This window comes from Dechloromonas sp. ARDL1 (assembly GCF_051122455.1).
GTDB lineage: Bacteria > Pseudomonadota > Gammaproteobacteria > Burkholderiales > Rhodocyclaceae > Azonexus.
In genome coordinates this window covers 4219603-4236277 of the sequence record NZ_CP168939.1, presented here as the reverse complement: position 1 = coordinate 4236277, position 16675 = coordinate 4219603, and the positions used below count along the sequence as shown (strand labels likewise).

Genomic DNA, 16675 nt, shown 5'->3' with positions numbered 1-16675 from the left:
AAGGGGACAATACTTGTCAGCATTTGTCAGCCCGGTCTGATTTCGCCTGTTATCTTCGCAAAATCGTTTCTAATAAAATGAAAAAATTTAGCAAGTTGGTCGACTTCGGGGATTTTTGTGAAAAATCCGTCAGCACCGGCAGTTATTGCCTCTTTGTGCAGCCAGGCAATGTTGTCGTCGGGATTTGTTTTGGTCAGGCAAAGGATGATGGTGGCGTCCCCCCCCAGAAAGAGGCTCCTAATTTTGTGACATAGGGCTATACCTTCGTTTTCGGAGCCCGTGGCGTCCACAACTAGGATATCAGGAGGAATTTTGTGCAGTTGATCCAGTGCCAGCGAGCAATCCGCGATCGATTTGTAAGTGCTGAGTTGGAGTTTTTCCGAGTGCACAGTTTTCATTGTGCCGCTGATATGGCTTTCAAATTCAGGGTTGGAAGACACGATAACCACATGCGGAACAAAGGGAGGGAGTTTGATATTGAATTTTGCCCCTTGCTCTGGCGCTGAGGAAACGGAAAGGCTTCCTCCATGGGCTTCAACGATCTTGTAGGCACTTGGAAGACCCAAACCAAAACCGCATTCGCCCGAGGTTCCTCGTCGCACAGAGGGGTGCCCTTGAAACAGCTTGCTTTGAAGTTCTTTATCAATGCCAGGACCAGTATCGCTCACGACAACCCCCCCATCGCAGTCAATGCTAACTGTAACGATATCCCCTTGGGTGCAGAACTTCAGCGCGTTGCTCAGAAGATTGTGAAGTACTCGACTTAGCAGTACGCGGTCTCCAAATATATAGGTGGCGGCAGGAACTGTATTGTGAAGGAGAATACCTTTTAGGCGTCCGACCTCTGCAATTTTAGCGATCACTTCTTCAGTTAATACGTTGAGATTGAATTGCTCTCGGTAAAGCTCAATACTCCCAGTGGATAGTTTTTCAATGTCAAGGATATAATCAATCATTTCAAGCATCCCGTTTACCGAGCGCTCAATTTGACCCAATGTATTTTTCGCATCTTCTGACCGTATGTTTACACCATCAATCTGAAGCCTGCGAATTGACATCACAATACTTGTCAAGGGAGAGCGAAGATCGTGCGAAATAATAGACACCATATGTTTGCAGAATTTGGCGATTTCCTCGAGGCGGTCAAGATGATCCATGATGGTTTTTAATAAAATATGCTATGAATGGATTTTATAAGGTCTCAAACTGACAGGGCTGACAATTGCTTTTTAAAGCAGAAATGAGCGATGTAGCCAAAGACTAATTGGCAAAAAATGGGAAAATGAACGCAATTCGAATTCTGGTAATTGAGGACGATCCTTTGATGATGTCTGAAATCAAAGAAGCGTTCTGGGGAGCTATTGGTTATGAGACGTTTGGCGTTTCCACTGGCAAGGCAGCTCTTGATTATATGGAACAACTGGGGGCAGACCCAGTTGTAGTGATCCTCGATCTGGGATTGCCTGATATTGAGGGTGATCAAATAGCAGCGCAGATTTCTCGTCGTTCGACTGTGGGGATTGTTGTTGTGACAGCTCGGATCGATCGAAGGATTAAATTCAACCTTCTGGAGATTGGAGCGGACGCTTTTATTACGAAGCCTTTTGATCCACGAGAATTGGTACTCACTGTACAGGCGGTATGCCGTCGCGTATTCCGACTTGAGCATTTGACAAAGGTAACCCAGTGGCGATTTGTACCACGCGAGTGGATGCTGATTGCACCTAATGGAGAGACGATTGGTCTCACGGTTATTGAAACGCAGCTCCTTGATATCTTGCAGCGTAATCGTGGCAAGGCAGTTTCTCGCCTGAAAATTGGAGAGGCGTTAGCAGGCTGCTGAAATACCGCCCTGCAACTGCAGACGGTGGCATGGAACGGAGTCGTTTTTCGTAAGGCGAAGCGGATTTTCGGTCGTTCGCACGTGTTTTACAGGGATTCCGAGGTGTTTTCCTATCATATTGCCCCCAGCGGACGGATTGCTCCCAAGGAGCGCATGCGCGTCAGGTTGTAGGCGGCCATGGTCAGCACGAACAACTGATCGACCTTCTCCAGTCCGCGCACCATCACCTGGCGTATCGGCCCAATGAACTTGGCCCAGCCGAATCCCTGTTCGATGAGTTTGCGCTTTTGCTGGGAGATCGCGTAACCGTCACTGCCGGCAATGTCGTCCGGCACGGCAGAACGGCGATGGCTGGTGTTCTGCGCCACATGGGGAATGACATTCAGTTCGATGAGTGCCGCAATGAATTCCTGGGCATCGTAGCCCTTGTCCGCGCCGAGGGTGATTTCAGCCGTTTCGCCGGCGACTTGGCGGGCATCGGCGATCAGGGCCTTGGCAACTTCCCGCTCGGCATAGCCATCGGCCGTGGTCACGACCGCACTGGCAATGAGTCCGTGGCGGTTGTCGCTCAAGGTGTGTCCCATGTAGCGCAACTCACTGGCGGTATTGCCCTTGCGGTACAGTCGGGCATCCGGGTCGGTACGTGAGGCGTGGGTGTCATTGCTGCGTGACTGGCCCTTGAAATTGCCGCCGCCTTCATCATCTCCGCCGTCCTTGCGCAGGAAACTCTTGTGTCCCGCCCAAGCCTGGATGAGCGTGCCGTCGACACTGAAATGTTCGCCTGATAGCCAGTTCTGCTTCTCGGCAATGGCCAGTACCGCATTGAAGAGTTCGATCACGGCATCGTGGGCAATCAGGCGTTCGCGATTCTTGGTGAAGACGGTGGGCACCCAGACTGCATCGTCCATCGATAGGCCGATGAACCAGCGAAAGAGCAGGTTGTACTGGGTCTGCTCCATCAATTGCCGTTCCGAGCGAATGCTGTAGAAGATTTGCAGCAGCATGGCACGCAGGAGTTTCTCCGGGGCAATGCTGGGGCGACCGCCTTTGACGTCGGCGGCATACATGCCGCTGAGCAGGGGTTCGATATCCTTGAGCGCCCGATTCACCATCGCCCGGATCGGCCGCAACGGGTGCTGCGCCGGCACAAAGTCGTCCAGGCGACGCATCGTAAACAAACTCTCGGTGAAGGTGTCGGCTCCGCGCATGATCCGCTTTGTGCTCTCGGTAATCTCGGTGAATCTCTATAACGATCAAACCCGCTGTTTCGTCGACAGGATGGGGAAGTATTTCAGCAGCCTGTTAGGCGAACTGCATCGCTATTCAGGAAATGCGCTGGAAGCCATCGTGAGCCGGTTGAGGAGAAAAATCAATCTGGCGTACCCTGGGGCGGCAGTGGTCAAGGCTGCACCGGGTATCGGTTATGTCCTATCAAACGATGTGGTCTAGCGAGGTTCTTTTTGTTACGAGACTTTTCCAAGTTTCGCTTGTTGATTAAAGGACTTTTCCAACCGGGAATAGCTTTTGCCGGTGTATTCAGTTATTCCAGTAAAGCCCTGGTTAGCGTTCTTGTATTTAATGTCGCGCTCGGCGCTGTTGCCTACTTCTACATGGAATTACAATCGGCACAGATTGCGCGACTGGAGAGGGCGCAGCGGGGACTTGCCGGCGCTCAGCCAAAATTCAAGTTCGTTAGCCGCTTGGTGGAAGGACGCTTCTACGATGTGCTATCGAGCCCTCGCGAAAATGGCAATGCCAGCAATCCCATTTTAATTGCCAAGGAATTTGGCAATTTGTTTCCCGATGAATCTTCCTATCCTAAGCAGCGTTTTGATATAGCCGTCCGCCAGTTATCTGCCCAGGACACTCCTGGACGTGCAATGTCGTTGTTTGCCGGGTATACCGGGTTATTGCGCATCGTACTATCGCTACTTGAGGAGGACTTGCGAAGCGCGGGGATCCTCGGGGATCCTGTTTATGGAGCTACAGGAGATGTCATTACCCGACACTTTCCTTTGCTGATCGACAATGCTGCAAAGCAGATTCTCGCCCCTAACAGGCTGCTGAAATACTTCCCCATCCTGTCGACGAAACAGCGGGTTTGATCGTTATAGAGATTCACCGAGATTACCGAGAGCACAAAGCGGATCATGCGCGGAGCCGACACCTTCACCGAGAGTTTGTTTACGATGCGTCGCCTGGACGACTTTGTGCCGGCGCAGCACCCGTTGCGGCCGATCCGGGCGATGGTGAATCGGGCGCTCAAGGATATCGAACCCCTGCTCAGCGGCATGTATGCCGCCGACGTCAAAGGCGGTCGCCCCAGCATTGCCCCGGAGAAACTCCTGCGTGCCATGCTGCTGCAAATCTTCTACAGCATTCGCTCGGAACGGCAATTGATGGAGCAGACCCAGTACAACCTGCTCTTTCGCTGGTTCATCGGCCTATCGATGGACGATGCAGTCTGGGTGCCCACCGTCTTCACCAAGAATCGCGAACGCCTGATTGCCCACGATGCCGTGATCGAACTCTTCAATGCGGTACTGGCCATTGCCGAGAAGCAGAACTGGCTATCAGGCGAACATTTCAGTGTCGACGGCACGCTCATCCAGGCTTGGGCGGGACACAAGAGTTTCCTGCGCAAGGACGGCGGAGATGATGAAGGCGGCGGCAATTTCAAGGGCCAGTCACGCAGCAATGACACCCACGCCTCACGTACCGACCCGGATGCCCGACTGTACCGCAAGGGCAATACCGCCAGTGAGTTGCGCTACATGGGACACACCTTGAGCGACAACCGCCACGGACTCATTGCCAGTGCGGTCGTGACCACGGCCGATGGCTATGCCGAGCGGGAAGTTGCCAAGGCCCTGATCGCCGATGCCCGCCAAGTCGCCGGCGAAACGGCTGAAATCACCCTCGGCGCGGACAAGGGCTACGATGCCCAGGAATTCATTGCGGCACTCATCGAACTGAATGTCATTCCCCATGTGGCGCAGAACACCAGCCATCGCCGTTCTGCCGTGCCGGACGACATTGCCGGCAGTGACGGTTACGCGATCTCCCAGCAAAAGCGCAAACTCATCGAACAGGGATTCGGCTGGGCCAAGTTCATTGGGCCGATACGCCAGGTGATGGTGCGCGGACTGGAGAAGGTCGATCAGTTGTTCGTGCTGACCATGGCCGCCTACAACCTGACGCGCATGCGCTCCTTGGGAGCAATCCGTCCGCTGGGGGCAATATGATAGGAAAACACCTCGGAATCCCTGTAAAACACGTGCGAACGACCGAAAATCCGCTTCGCCTTACGAAAAACGACTCCGTTCCATGCCACCGTCTGCAGTTGCAGGGCGGTATTTCAGCAGCCTGCTAAGCTGCCGACAAGGGAATTGGCAGCCTACGCATCGGGCGCTCAACTCTTCGTGGATGACAGCAGCGATAGAATTCGTACAGCACTGCGGAACTTTGCGGCAACGAATCCTAGCGGGGGCGACATATTGGCACGCTTCGAAAAGCTTGCAGAGTCCATTGATAGGTCTTCGGGTATTTCTACCCTTCCGGTCAATTTTGATGATGGAAACGATCCGTCGATAGCCTCCATGCGAACAATAGCCGCAATGAGCGAATTGTGGGCTTCGCTTGCTTATAAATTGGAGGAAAGGATCGCCGTAAGTCTCAAGGCCGAGCGGGAGCGCAGGGTGATCGTTGTAGCGACACTTCTCAGCGTCATGTTGGTGTTGGCCTATATTGCTGTTGCAACGTCAATGGCGATTCGCGCCTCCATTACCCAATTATCAAAGGGGTCAAACGACTTTTGCGCCGGAAACCTTGAAAGTCGTGTCACGGTCACGAGTCGTGATGAATTCGCCTTGCTGGCGATCAATTTTAATCAAGTGGCAGATCAATGTAGCGGACTACTCGGTGAGCTACGGCAGCGCAGTGCGCAGGAGCAGAAAAATCTGGAATTTATTGTTGCCGAGCGTACTCAAGAGTTAGAGAGTGCAAATCACAATTTGCGGGAAACCCTGCTTTCGTTGAAATACATGCAGGCTGAACTGATTCAGGCGGAAAAGATGGCAGCTCTCGGCGCCCTGGTTGCTGGAGTTGCACACGAGGTGAATACACCTTTGGGGTTGGCGTACACCATGGTTACCCATCTGGATGACCAGATTAGGAATCTTGAAATGCGCTACATGAATGGCATTTTGACTGCTCCCGACTTGGAATCTTTTCTAAAGACCGCGCTCGAAAGTGCTGCTTATGCAAGCCGAAACCTTGAGCGAGCCACATCGCTAATTCAGAGCTTCAAACAGGTGGCAGTCGACCGTAGCAGCGACGTCGAGCGGGTATTTGAAGTGTCGGCTTACCTTGGCGAGGTTGTTCGTAGCCTGAATGCACTTCTTCGCAAAGGCGCACACCTGGTAACCGTCGATGTACGAGAACCTATCAGCTTGAACAGCTCTCCTGGTGCATTTGGACAGGTGATCACGAACCTGATAGTGAATGCCGTGGTACACGGTTTTGAGAACAGGTTGCAGGGGGAGATTGTCATTCGTGCGGAAAAGGCAGAAAAAGGGGGATGCTTGCTCACCGTGACAGATAACGGAAGGGGGATGTCTCCTGATGTCGTGTCGCGGGTGTTTGAGCCATTCTTCACCACTAAACGTGGAAGTGGTGGCAGCGTGTTGACGCTCGTTGAAAACTGACCAGAAAAGTGGGGGTGTGCGCGCTGAAAATTGACCAGGGTGATTAACTCGTCCGCTCATTTTTTGAGCAGGATTTTAGGAGATGATCACCATGAAGGATCTGGGAAGGATTCGGCGGTTGTTTTATCGGGATGGCCTATCGCTGTCCGAGATTTCGCGGAAGACGGGGTATAGCCGGAACACCGTCAAACGTTGGTTACGGACACCGGAAGGGGCGGAGCCGAAGTACGAACGGCAGAACCCGAACATCAAGATTGCCCCGTATGCGGCGCGCCTGATCAAGGCACTGGAGGCGGATGCCCGCCGTCCGAAACGGGATCGGCGCACAGCACTGAAACTGTTTGGCGAATTGCAGGCCGCCGGATTCACCGGTACCTACTGCCGGGTCACCGAATTCATCCGGCGCTGGCGGGCCGATGGCGGTGCAGCCGTCAGTAAAGCCTTCGTTCCGCTCCACTTCGAGTTGGGCGAAGCCTTCCAGTTCGACTGGAGCGAAGAGCATCTGGTCATTGGCGGGGTCTGGCGCAAGATTCTCGCCTCACATCTGAAACTCTGCGCCAGTCGGGCCTTTGTCGTTCAAGCCTATCCGACGCAAGGTCACGAGATGCTGTTCGATGCCCATACCCGCTCGTTTGCGGCGCTGGGTGGCATTCCCCGGCGCGGCATCTACGACAATATGAAGACGGCCGTGGATAAGGTGCAGAAAGGCAAATCCCGCATCGTCAATTCGCGCTTCTCGGCGATGGCCTCCCACTACCTGTTTGATCCGGATTTCTGCAATGTCGCCAGCGGCTGGGAGAAAGGCGTCGTCGAGAAGAACGTCCAGGATAGTCGGCTCCGTCTCTGGCAGGATGCCGGCAAGGAGCGATTCAGTTCATTCACCGAACTGAACGTCTGGCTGCTCGAGCGCTGCCGGGGGCTGTGGCAGGAATTGCGTCATCCCGAGTACGCTGACCTGACAGTGGCCGAGATGCTCGAACACGAACAACCGAGCCTGATGCCGATGGTCGCATCCTTCGATGGCTACGTCGAAACCTTGGGCAAGGTATCGAGCACCTGCCTGGTGACGCTGGATCGCAACCGCTACTCGGTACCGTGCGAACTGGTGGGCCAAGCCGTCAGCCTGCGTCTTTATCCGGAACGGATCGACATTGTGGCGCACGATACTCGGGTGGCCAGTCATCCCCGCAACTTCAGTCGGCAGCAAACCCTCTACGACTGGCAGCACTACATCCCGCTGATCGAACGCAAGCCAGGGGCCTTGAGAAATGGCGCGCCGTTTGCCGACATGCCGGAGCCATTGCAACGATTACGCAGCTTGCTCCTGCGCCGGGAAGGTGGTGATCGGGTGATGGCCAAAGTGCTATCGGCAATTTCGCAGTTTGATCTGGAAGCGGTGCTGGTTGCCGTCGATCTGGTGCTGGAGTCCGGCCTACCCAGTGCCGAGCACATCGAGAACATGCTCAACCGCCTGAAGTCGGGTCCCATGCCGCCACCGGTGGAAACGCCACTCACCCTCAGCGAAGTACCGATTGCCGATACCGGCCGCTATGACCGCTTGCGTACCGAGGTGACTGATCATGCGTGAGCTGATGAGCGAGTTCAAGGAACTGCGTTTGCACGGCATGGCCGGTGCCTGGGAGGAGCTGACAGCCAACGGTAGCAGCCGTGTCGAAGCCTCACGTTGGCTGATCGAACATCTACTGCAAGCCGAGCATACTGATCGAGTGATGCGTTCGATTGGCTATCAGATGCATGCGGCCCGCTTCCCGGTACATCGTGATCTGGCCGGATTCGACTTCGAACAATCGAAGGTGGATCAGAAGCTGATCCGGCAACTGGCCGACCTCTCCTTTGCCGAGGAAGCCCAGAACGTCGTGTTCATTGGTGGCACGGGCACTGGCAAGACCCACCTCGCGACGGCGCTGGGTGTCTCGGGCATTACCCATCACAGCAAGCGGGTGCGTTTCTTCTCGACGGTTGATCTGGTCAATGCGCTGGAACAGGAGAAGGCTGCTGGCAAAGCCGGGCGGATTGCCTTGGGGCTGCTGCGCATGGATCTGGTCATCCTCGATGAGTTGGGCTATTTGCCGTTCAGTCAGGCCGGTGGCGCCTTGCTGTTCCACTTGCTGTCGAAACTCTACGAGCACACCAGTGTGATGATCACGACCAATCTGACCTTCGCCGAATGGCCGAGCGTCTTTGGCGATGCCAAGATGACCACTGCCTTGCTCGACCGGCTGACGCATCACTGCCATATCGTCGAGACCGGGAATGAGTCGTTTCGCTTCCGGCACAGCACGGCAACGGCCAAGTCGAGGATCAAGGCGCGGGAGCAGAGCAAGCGGGGAAATCCACCCGAAGCAGATCCGTTCTGATCGAGGCCGCGTTGGGAAATCCGTTCCGGACTCCGTCCTCCACGGCTTTCCCAACGCATTCGTCGTGGCTCGGAAATCAGTTGTTCTGAGCTACACTTATCCACAAGCCCACCTATGTCAGGTGGCTATCACACCTGGTCAAAATTCAACGCGCACAGGTGGTCAAATTTAAACGCGCGCCGACACCGCTTGCATGCGCTGGTTCGGCGAGAGGGCGTTCGAGCCAATCACAAACGGATTTATCGGCTCTACAGTGATGCCGGTCTGTCAGTTCGGCGCCGCAAAAAGCGACATGGTGTGGCTGTTGAGCGGCAGGCACTGGAACGCCCTACCGAGCCCAACCAAGTTTGGTCGATGGATAGAGGTGGTTCCGCGAATCCGGACATCGAGTTAAGTGAAATCTCTGCTTCAATGGGCGATGGAAATCGCCTGCCTAGGAGCAGAAGCAATGAGAAGACCCCGCCGTAACCACACAGCCGCCTTCAAGGCCAAAGTGGCGATTGCCGCCCTCAAGGGCGATGAGACGCTGGCTGCGTTAGCAGAGAAGTTTGACGTTCATCCGAATCAGATTACGCAATGGAAGACACAATTGCTCGAGAACGCCTCGGGTGTCTTTGCGACGGCTGCCGAGAAGCAGGCGGCCACGCCGGACCTGAAGGATTTGCATGCAAAGATAGGCCAGCAGGCGTTGGAGATTGATTTTTTGGCCGTCGCGCTCGGTCGCATCGGCGATGCGAGCGCAAAACGATGATCGACAAGGCCCACGATCTGCCTGTCGTCAGGCAAGTCCAGTTACTTGAGCTTTCGCGTTCTTCTGTCTATTACCAGCCGCAGCCCACATCCGAAATCGATTTGATGCTGATGCGGCGGATTGATGAACTGCACCTGGAGCATCCCTTTGCCGGTGCGCGGATGTTGCGCGATATGCTCAAGCTCGAAGGCCATGAAATCGGTCGCAAACATGTCGGTACGCTGATGAAGAAGCTCGATATCCAGGCCATCTACCGCAAGGCCAACACCAGTCGGCGCAACCAGGCACACCGCATCTATCCCTACCTGCTGCGCGGCCTTGCCATCGAGCGTCCGAATCAGGTCTGGGCCATGGATACGACCTACATCCCGATGCGCCGGGGCTTCGTCTATCTGAGCGCGGTGCTTGATTGGGCAACCCGTCGGGTGCTGAGTTGGCGCCTGTCGAACAGCCTGACGGCTGATCCCTGCGTCGATGCTCTGGAAGAGGCCATCATGAAGTATGGCCGACCGGAAATCATGAACACAGACCAGGGCAGCCAATTCACCAGTTCGGCCTTCATTGGCTTGCTTCAGGAGCACAGCATTCAGGTCAGCATGGATGGCAAGGGCTGCTGGCGCGATAACGTATTCGTCGAACGCCTCTGGAAATCGGTCAAGTACGAGGAGATTTACCTGCACGGCTACGACACCGTTTCCGAGGTCCGACAGGCGCTGGCCCGCTACTTCGATTTTTACAATCGTCGTCGCCCGCACTCAACGCTTGACGGGCAAACCCCGGATACGGCTTACTTCAACCAGCCGCTGCTCGCCGCAGCGGCTTAACCCGCAGAGAACTCACTTAAGAAAACCAAATTTCTGTCCAACTGCGCGGGGCCACCTCTGATTTTGTCAGTGACGCGCTGGCCAATGGCCGCCGGATCAAGGTGCTGACCATCGTCGATGATTTCAGCAAGGAGGCCATCGATCTCGCGGTCGACTTCGGCATTTCAGGCCATTACGTTACGCGTGTTCTTGATCAGGCGGCTCGCTTCCGGGGCTACCCCAAGGCCATTCGAACTGACCAGGGACCAGAATTTACCGGCAAAGCGCTCGACCAGTGGGCCTGCCAGCATGGCGTTCAGCTCAAACTGATCCAGGCCGGGAAACCCACGCAGAACGCGTTCATCGAGAGCTTCAACGGACGCTTCCGAGATGAGTGCCTGAATGACTATTGGTTTACGAGCTTGCCACAGGCTCGTATCCTGATCGCCGCCTGGCGCCGGGACTACAACCAGCATCGGCCGCACAGCGCATTGAATTATCAAACCCCGGCAGAGTTCGCGGCCGAGCATCGGGCAACCACCTCTGCCCAGCCAGCCGCCGAAGAATGTCTTTAACGGTACAACCCAAGGACTTTTACTAAAACGCCCTTGGCACTAAAACCGGGGGCACCTCATACTTGCTGCAATCAATTCATAGACCTCTTTATCCGAAAGAGGGGTGGTTTCCCCATCAACTTGGGCATGGGTGTGGGTATCAAAAAAATCTACGATGGCTACTATCCGCGCCGCGATTGGGATCGTTTGTCCACTCAGGCCGTTAGGGTATCCGCTGCCAGCCCAAGTCTCGTGGTGGTGCATGGCAATATCTGCAGCCATGCGAAGGATTGGGGGAGACAATGTTGTCTTTGAACTGCACAGGAGGAAATCTTTTCCGCTGCAGGTATGCCCAGACGCTATGCGACGCGAAATGGAGTCTGTTAAATACCAAGCACTGCTCGAATAGGACGGGGCAAATAAATTGCCAATGTCATGAAGTCCTGCGGCAAATTTGATCGCGTTGCAAAACTCACGATCCAAACCAGCTTGCTGGGAAATAAATTCAGCATAACTTCCAATGCGGATAATGTGCCCGGCTGCTCGCTCCGCGGATCCCCAAGTTCCGATCTCCGCTTGCGTGGTCAATTGATATAGAAAGTCCACAAATCCCGTTGTGCCGACCATGTTATGGCGGGTGTAAATCTCGGAAACGGAGTCGGCCAAGGTATTGTATGCATCGGACTCCGATAACTCGTGGCCGCTGTCCGGATGTTGAGGGGAAGATGGTGGAGTCCGATCGTGAACAATGCGTGCCAACGCGTTTATTGCCTGCCGTTGTGCATCCTGGCTCTTTTGAAGAACAAGAAGGTGCTCTAACGCAAGGGTGGCTTTCAGGCGAAATAACTCGGCTAGTGTATGGTCAAGTTGGGTTATTTGACGTCTTAATGTGATACGGATGAGGAAGTCTTCGTTGTAACGGGTGGAAATCGCAATCGAAATTGTTTGGATTGATCGTTCAATGTTGGCCCCTTGACGAAGCAGTATTGTGTGCATTCCTTGAGAGACCATCGCCGGTGATCCAATGAATGCGAGAACTTCACCGCGGGGAAATATTTGACTGGACTGAGCAACAAAAACCCCCCCTCCTTGTTTGTCCTGAAGGATAGCTCGCTCCTGATTGAAGAGAGAAACGAGTTTGCCGAGGGCAATTTCTGCAAATCGGGGAATAGTTCTTGCCCGAAACAACGCGGTAGCCGTTTCAAGCATGCGCTCAAGTCCTTTGCGCGTGTCATCAAGCGCTTTTATATCCCTGTAGCCACGCAAGGCTGAGACCATTACCGAAAATAGCTTTTGTGCCGATAGCTCGGTTTTTGCCTTGTAATCATTGATTTCATAGCGACTGATCACCTCGCGCTCCGGAGCTAATCCAGGCTGTCCGGTGCGGAGAATGATGCGCACGAACTGGTTTCCCATGGACTGCCTGACATGCCGGATAAGCCTCAATCCAGCATCGTCTCCATCCATGACGACATCGACAAGGGCTACAGCAATGTCTTCATGCTCTCCAAATACACGAATTCCTTCCGTTGCAGAGTAGGCATGAAGCAATTTCAATGACTTGCCTTCAAATTCGAAATTGCGAAGAACGAGTTCGGTAACGTCGTGCACCTCTTGTTCATCATCAATGACGAGAACCTTCCAATAGTCACCAGGTGCCAAAACCGGAGAACTTGTACGAGCGGCTGAAGGCCTGCCAAACAGTGGTTTTTGTGCGCTATCAGCCATGTTGGCATTCCTTTAAACCTGTAAAACTAGTCAGTGGCACTTGAATCGCATGATTTTAACGACTCATGAGGCTATTTATGCTGTTGCCTAGGCTAAAGAATGCAGCGTTTTATGGCTGACAAATGCTGACTCTTGGACTCCGATGCCAAATAGGTGAGCAATTACTGCAATGACATTTTGAATAGGGACGAGGCGCTCAGAAAAATATGCCAAGCCAATTGTTTAACAACAAAAACAGCCTGCCTTTGGTAGCTACCCCTCGAAACGTTCAATTTTTCACTACCTCTTAAGAGCATCCTCACTTGGCGGATTGAATCCCCCCATTCGCTAAATAAATTATAACCTCGGAATTAACCAAACCAACCAAGAATGATCAGGATTATCTTAACTATTATTCAAGAACTCATGGTTTGTTCGCTGCGATGCCGATTTTCAACAAACAACTGGCACGAAAAAATAGCCAACCAGCATACCCCCGACACTCTTTTAGACAAAATTTCGTTACAAGCAGTTCAATTAACCTCCATTATCTTAAGAGAACGAATCCATAGAGATGACACCACTCCATTTGTCAGTGAGCGTCAGAATTTAGCTACGGCAGCGACGAAAATCGCCATATTTGGCCAGTCAGCCTTTCGACTGATAATCCACAGCCATTGCAAGGATAAATGTGAATCGTTTCGAGAAAAAGGCCTGGAAAATTCTTATCGTAGATGATGAAGAGGATGTGCACTCGGTTAGCCGCATCGTTCTCGGAGGAATGTCGCTTGATGGGCGTTCTGTTGATTTCTATTCAGCCAATTCCATGATTGAAGCAGCGAAGTTATTTGTTAACCACGATGATTTTGCTGTTGCATTAATAGATGTTGCAATGGAAACCACCGACGCTGGCCTTAGACTGGTTCAGTTTGTACGTGAAGTTTTGAAAAACAAAAAAGTTCGCCTAGCAGGCTGCTGAAATACTTCCCCATCCTGTCGACGAAACAGCGGGTTTGATCGTTATAGAGATTCACCGAGATTACCGAGAGCACAAAGCGGATCATGCGCGGAGCCGACACCTTCACCGAGAGTTTGTTTACGATGCGTCGCCTGGACGACTTTGTGCCGGCGCAGCACCCGTTGCGGCCGATCCGGGCGATGGTGAATCGGGCGCTCAAGGATATCGAACCCCTGCTCAGCGGCATGTATGCCGCCGACGTCAAAGGCGGTCGCCCCAGCATTGCCCCGGAGAAACTCCTGCGTGCCATGCTGCTGCAAATCTTCTACAGCATTCGCTCGGAACGGCAATTGATGGAGCAGACCCAGTACAACCTGCTCTTTCGCTGGTTCATCGGCCTATCGATGGACGATGCAGTCTGGGTGCCCACCGTCTTCACCAAGAATCGCGAACGCCTGATTGCCCACGATGCCGTGATCGAACTCTTCAATGCGGTACTGGCCATTGCCGAGAAGCAGAACTGGCTATCAGGCGAACATTTCAGTGTCGACGGCACGCTCATCCAGGCTTGGGCGGGACACAAGAGTTTCCTGCGCAAGGACGGCGGAGATGATGAAGGCGGCGGCAATTTCAAGGGCCAGTCACGCAGCAATGACACCCACGCCTCACGTACCGACCCGGATGCCCGACTGTACCGCAAGGGCAATACCGCCAGTGAGTTGCGCTACATGGGACACACCTTGAGCGACAACCGCCACGGACTCATTGCCAGTGCGGTCGTGACCACGGCCGATGGCTATGCCGAGCGGGAAGTTGCCAAGGCCCTGATCGCCGATGCCCGCCAAGTCGCCGGCGAAACGGCTGAAATCACCCTCGGCGCGGACAAGGGCTACGATGCCCAGGAATTCATTGCGGCACTCATCGAACTGAATGTCATTCCCCATGTGGCGCAGAACACCAGCCATCGCCGTTCTGCCGTGCCGGACGACATTGCCGGCAGTGACGGTTACGCGATCTCCCAGCAAAAGCGCAAACTCATCGAACAGGGATTCGGCTGGGCCAAGTTCATTGGGCCGATACGCCAGGTGATGGTGCGCGGACTGGAGAAGGTCGATCAGTTGTTCGTGCTGACCATGGCCGCCTACAACCTGACGCGCATGCGCTCCTTGGGAGCAATCCGTCCGCTGGGGGCAATATGATAGGAAAACACCTCGGAATCCCTGTAAAACACGTGCGAACGACCGAAAATCCGCTTCGCCTTACGAAAAACGACTCCGTTCCATGCCACCGTCTGCAGTTGCAGGGCGGTATTTCAGCAGCCTGCTAGTAATACGAACAGGGGAGTCCGATTCATATCCACCGAAGAAAATTGTTGATCAATATGAAATAAATGATTTCAAAATAAAATCGGAGTTGTCATCAGTTACCCTATACGTAACTGTTTTAACCGCACTGAGAAACTACCGTGACCTTGTACTTATTGGAAAAACCGAGGGCCTTCTCGATACATTGCGGGTGGCATCCAGCAACTTATTTAAATGCGAAGATCTTTATGATTTTTCATCGTCGCTTATTGCTGTTGTAAAATCACTATCCGGCGTATCAACGGATGAAGAGGTCGATGCCGTTGCTTGGGTGAATAATCTCCCTCTAGAGAGTGCACCCATTGGAACAATCCTGGCAGCAGCAGGTATCTATGAGCAACATTTTGGCGAACTTGCCAACAAAGTCATTCCTCATATTTACTCGGTGGAGTATGGCACTTATTTAACCCATGACAGATGGGTGTTTTTGAGAATCGGAAGAACAGAGGAACAGAATATCTCATTGTGCTTTAAGGCAATTTCCGACCTAAGAGGAATTGATTTTATCTCAATAGAGTTTTTTAGACTAAAGGCATCCGAGGCGATCGGTGAAATTTTAAGAAGACAAGAGCAAAACAAGGCCCGCAAGAACATTGTCGGAAATTATTATCTTAGCCGGCAGTGAAACCCATCTCATTGGGCCAATCAAAATTAACCTGCGGCCAGTTTTTTTGTTTAATCATTTAATATACCTTTGGCCACTCATAACTCTTGCACAAAAAACACAGAGCCTAATTTGTGCCAAAAGTCGCCGAATTTTCACCCCCCGCTGTGCCATCATTCACGCATAGCAATCATAGCCATGGGGATATGGTGCCCATGAATCAACGAGTACGCAATTATCCAAAAACCCAACAGAATCGCAGATAAATTCGGCACTAGGTCATTACCATAGCCACAAAACCCTGTGTCACCACCAAGACACCAACGAAGAATCTCGATACTTCTGTTCAATCACAACAACCGCACTATTCAGCAAATCTTCCGAAACAACAAGCGCAGCACCGCATTCAGGACAATTAACTTTTCCATCATAATCAAGCAATATACCAAGTAATAGTCGCTCTTCTGTTTCGCAAAACGGACAGCGATACACCAAGCACGCTGCACGGATTAATTGTGACAACATTGAAAGATCACTCATTTTCAGTTCGAGGATTAGCAACAAGCCTCAGTAGCCATGCAGAATTTCATCAGGTTTTCAAAACGATGTTATTGGCTTGTGGCAGCGAGGTTCTGATAATTTCTGACTCTCTGGCGCCTCTCCTCCGCTTACGGTGACCGGCAGAGATGAAGTATTAAAATTTTCGCCGGCAATCGATTGGAAAATACTCAATCGGAACCGACTCTCTAGAAGCACTTGCATGCGCCCCCCTATTGGGGATGCAACATAGGCCTTCCAGCCGAAGGCGGCGGTTACCGCACACAACGGCGATGTGAGGCGGGCTCCGTTAGCGAAGAAGTGTGACGTTCTAACGATTCAAGTCAGGCAGCAAAACACGTAACGACCGAATAACACCTTTAACAGGTTGCTACGGCTACTGCAAAGCAGTAGCCGTGCCTAAAAAACCTGCACACGAAGATCGCGCAGCAGCCCCTGTAGGTCGATTT

15 protein-coding genes and 2 pseudogenes are annotated in these 16675 nt (G+C 53.0%); 13 read left to right on the top strand and 4 right to left on the bottom strand.

Features of this window, described 5'->3' with window-relative positions; all coding sequences use genetic code 11:
- Nucleotides 1-26 precede the first annotated feature (26 nt).
- Entirely contained in the window at nucleotides 27-1157 is a 1131-nt protein-coding gene (locus tag AB6Q56_RS20950) for an ATP-binding protein (protein WP_434514946.1), read from the bottom strand.
- 125 nt (nucleotides 1158-1282) lie between these two features.
- Between AB6Q56_RS20950 and AB6Q56_RS20945 the strand changes: the two genes are divergently transcribed.
- Nucleotides 1283-1843 (top strand): response regulator transcription factor, encoded by a 561-nt coding sequence (locus AB6Q56_RS20945; protein WP_434514945.1) that lies wholly within the window; start codon nucleotides 1283-1285, stop codon nucleotides 1841-1843.
- A gap of 113 nt (nucleotides 1844-1956) precedes the next feature.
- Here the strand turns inward: AB6Q56_RS20945 and AB6Q56_RS20940 are convergent, their stop codons facing one another.
- Entirely contained in the window at nucleotides 1957-3051 is a 1095-nt protein-coding gene (locus AB6Q56_RS20940) for an IS5 family transposase (protein ID WP_046535740.1), read from the bottom strand.
- On the opposite strand from AB6Q56_RS20940, the gene AB6Q56_RS20935 reads away from it, so the two are divergent.
- The 9 genes and pseudogenes from AB6Q56_RS20935 to AB6Q56_RS20895 all read left to right on the top strand — a co-directional run.
- On the top strand, nucleotides 3050-3292 hold the full coding sequence (locus tag AB6Q56_RS20935; RefSeq protein WP_434514944.1) for a hypothetical protein: 243 nt from the start codon (nucleotides 3050-3052) through the stop codon (nucleotides 3290-3292). The genes AB6Q56_RS20940 and AB6Q56_RS20935 overlap by 2 nt on opposite strands.
- 38 nt (nucleotides 3293-3330) lie before the next feature.
- Nucleotides 3331-3948: a hypothetical protein gene (locus AB6Q56_RS20930; RefSeq protein ID WP_434514943.1), complete on the top strand. Its 618-nt coding sequence runs from the start codon at nucleotides 3331-3333 to the stop codon at nucleotides 3946-3948.
- A gap of 45 nt (nucleotides 3949-3993) precedes the next feature.
- Nucleotides 3994-5088: an IS5 family transposase gene (locus AB6Q56_RS20925; protein ID WP_046535740.1), complete on the top strand. Its 1095-nt coding sequence runs from the start codon at nucleotides 3994-3996 to the stop codon at nucleotides 5086-5088.
- A 144-nt stretch (nucleotides 5089-5232) separates the two neighbouring features.
- A complete protein-coding gene (locus tag AB6Q56_RS20920; RefSeq protein WP_434514942.1) occupies nucleotides 5233-6549 on the top strand; it encodes an ATP-binding protein in 1317 nt (438 codons plus the stop codon).
- Nucleotides 6550-6640: 91 nt separating this feature from the next.
- A complete protein-coding gene (istA, locus tag AB6Q56_RS20915) occupies nucleotides 6641-8137 on the top strand; it encodes an IS21 family transposase (protein WP_434517118.1) in 1497 nt (498 codons plus the stop codon).
- Nucleotides 8127-8927, top strand: a complete 801-nt coding sequence (istB, locus tag AB6Q56_RS20910; protein WP_434517117.1) for an IS21-like element helper ATPase IstB — start codon at nucleotides 8127-8129, stop codon at nucleotides 8925-8927. The genes istA and istB overlap by 11 nt, the downstream gene beginning before the upstream one ends.
- Nucleotides 8928-9113: 186 nt before the next feature.
- Nucleotides 9114-9287: pseudogene (locus AB6Q56_RS20905) on the top strand (IS3 family transposase); the annotation flags it as partial.
- 88 nt (nucleotides 9288-9375) lie between these two features.
- A protein-coding gene (locus AB6Q56_RS20900) for an IS3 family transposase (RefSeq protein WP_374755713.1) occupies nucleotides 9376-10502 on the top strand; the annotation gives its coding sequence in 2 pieces (ribosomal slippage) (nucleotides 9376-9634 and nucleotides 9634-10502; 1128 coding nt in all).
- A 59-nt stretch (nucleotides 10503-10561) separates the two neighbouring features.
- Nucleotides 10562-11056: pseudogene (locus AB6Q56_RS20895) on the top strand (integrase core domain-containing protein); the annotation flags it as partial.
- Nucleotides 11057-11095: 39 nt separating this feature from the next.
- Here the strand turns inward: AB6Q56_RS20895 and AB6Q56_RS20890 are convergent.
- A complete protein-coding gene (locus tag AB6Q56_RS20890; RefSeq protein WP_434514941.1) occupies nucleotides 11096-12763 on the bottom strand; it encodes an HD domain-containing phosphohydrolase in 1668 nt (555 codons plus the stop codon).
- A 670-nt stretch (nucleotides 12764-13433) separates the two neighbouring features.
- Between AB6Q56_RS20890 and AB6Q56_RS20885 the strand changes: the two genes are divergently transcribed.
- From AB6Q56_RS20885 to AB6Q56_RS20875, 3 genes are all read left to right on the top strand, one after another.
- Nucleotides 13434-13721, top strand: coding sequence for a hypothetical protein (locus tag AB6Q56_RS20885; RefSeq protein ID WP_434514940.1), 288 nt, complete (start codon nucleotides 13434-13436; stop codon nucleotides 13719-13721).
- 83 nt (nucleotides 13722-13804) lie between these two features.
- Nucleotides 13805-14899: an IS5 family transposase gene (locus tag AB6Q56_RS20880; protein WP_046535740.1), complete on the top strand. Its 1095-nt coding sequence runs from the start codon at nucleotides 13805-13807 to the stop codon at nucleotides 14897-14899.
- A gap of 82 nt (nucleotides 14900-14981) precedes the next feature.
- Nucleotides 14982-15689 (top strand): DUF3369 domain-containing protein, encoded by a 708-nt coding sequence (locus tag AB6Q56_RS20875; protein ID WP_434514939.1) that lies wholly within the window; start codon nucleotides 14982-14984, stop codon nucleotides 15687-15689.
- A gap of 285 nt (nucleotides 15690-15974) precedes the next feature.
- Here AB6Q56_RS20875 and AB6Q56_RS20870 read toward each other — a convergent pair whose 3' ends face one another.
- On the bottom strand, nucleotides 15975-16208 hold the full coding sequence (locus AB6Q56_RS20870; RefSeq protein WP_434514938.1) for a hypothetical protein: 234 nt from the start codon (nucleotides 16206-16208) through the stop codon (nucleotides 15975-15977).
- Between the last annotated feature and the right edge of the window lie 467 nt (nucleotides 16209-16675).

Bases quoted from the DNA above. Each gene is read 5' to 3' on its own strand.
- AB6Q56_RS20950 (WP_434514946.1), bottom strand. From the start codon at position 1,157: ATGGATCATCTTGACCGCCTCGAGGAAATCGCCAAATTCTGCAAACAT.
- AB6Q56_RS20945 (WP_434514945.1), top strand. From the start codon at position 1,283: ATGAACGCAATTCGAATTCTGGTAATTGAGGACGATCCTTTGATGATG.
- AB6Q56_RS20935 (WP_434514944.1), top strand. From the start codon at position 3,050: ATGATCCGCTTTGTGCTCTCGGTAATCTCGGTGAATCTCTATAACGAT.
- AB6Q56_RS20940 (WP_046535740.1), bottom strand. From the start codon at position 3,051: ATGCGCGGAGCCGACACCTTCACCGAGAGTTTGTTTACGATGCGTCGC.
- AB6Q56_RS20925 (WP_046535740.1), top strand. From the start codon at position 3,994: ATGCGCGGAGCCGACACCTTCACCGAGAGTTTGTTTACGATGCGTCGC.
- istA (WP_434517118.1), top strand. From the start codon at position 6,641: ATGAAGGATCTGGGAAGGATTCGGCGGTTGTTTTATCGGGATGGCCTA.
- AB6Q56_RS20890 (WP_434514941.1), bottom strand. From the start codon at position 12,763: ATGGCTGATAGCGCACAAAAACCACTGTTTGGCAGGCCTTCAGCCGCT.
- AB6Q56_RS20880 (WP_046535740.1), top strand. From the start codon at position 13,805: ATGCGCGGAGCCGACACCTTCACCGAGAGTTTGTTTACGATGCGTCGC.
- AB6Q56_RS20875 (WP_434514939.1), top strand. From the start codon at position 14,982: ATGCCACCGTCTGCAGTTGCAGGGCGGTATTTCAGCAGCCTGCTAGTA.
- AB6Q56_RS20870 (WP_434514938.1), bottom strand. From the start codon at position 16,208: ATGAGTGATCTTTCAATGTTGTCACAATTAATCCGTGCAGCGTGCTTG.